An 814-nucleotide genomic window follows, 5' to 3' on the forward strand; every position below is an offset into this window, starting at 1 on the left:
CTATAATTGTACTGATATTGACCAAGTTCGTTCAGATTGTGGCAGTCATGATTTTTACATACAGCAAGCAAGTTATAGGAGGAGCAAGAATGGATAATAACGATATTTTAATTAGATTACGATATGCCTTGGATTTAAAAAATACAGAAATGGTAGAGATCTTTAATCTTGGCGGAGTAGACGTAACAAAAGAAGACGTATTAAAGATCCTTACGAGAACGCCGGACGAAGAAGACGAGGATGCAGTTCATGAGGACGAACACATCACGTGCAGTAACAATATGTTAGATTCTTTTTTAAACGGTTTTATTACCTTTAAAAGAGGAGAACAAGACCCTAAACCAGGGCAAGCACCTCCAGCGCCGGTTCAAAGCAATCAAAATATGTATAACGTCTTATTAAAGAAAGTAAAAATTGCTTTGTCCCTAACCAGTGAAGAGATGTTAGGAGTATTCGACGACGGTGGCATACGTGTATCTAAAGCAGAATTAGGTGCTTTATTACGAAAAAAAGGCCACAAAAATTACAAACCGTGCAAAGAGAATTTTGCACGAAAATTCCTAAGAGGCTTAACCGTACAATATAGAGGATAAAATGATACACACTTTTTCAAATCAGAGTATCCATTATGAAATACGATATAAAAATCAAAGTTCTTTTGCGATTAAAGTAGACGGATACGGAACGGTCGAAGTCCTTGCTCCTAAAGGAACGTCTACTGAACAAGTACGGATGTTATTAGAGAACAACTGGGCATTGATTCAGCAAAAAATAAACGAAATGAAAGATAGAACGCATGGACCAAAGAAAAAAG

The 814-nt window shown here is 36.6% G+C and carries 1 protein-coding gene and 1 pseudogene; both read left to right on the forward strand.

Translation table 11 applies throughout. The features are described 5' to 3' along the window. Window positions 1–89: 89 nt before the first annotated feature. Window positions 90–593, forward strand: coding sequence for a YehS family protein (locus tag AC1DRF_RS30435; RefSeq protein WP_427075861.1), 504 nt, complete (start codon window positions 90–92; stop codon window positions 591–593). 1 nt (window position 594) lies between these two features. Beyond that, window positions 595–814 (forward strand): annotated as a pseudogene (locus tag AC1DRF_RS30440) (M48 family peptidase); the annotation flags it as partial.

The organism is Priestia sp. P5_B4 (assembly GCF_056400385.1).

What these genes read in the sequence shown, in the direction of transcription:
- AC1DRF_RS30435 (WP_427075861.1), top strand. Translation starts at nt 90, where the DNA reads ATGGATAATAACGATATTTTAATTAGATTACGATATGCCTTGGATTTA.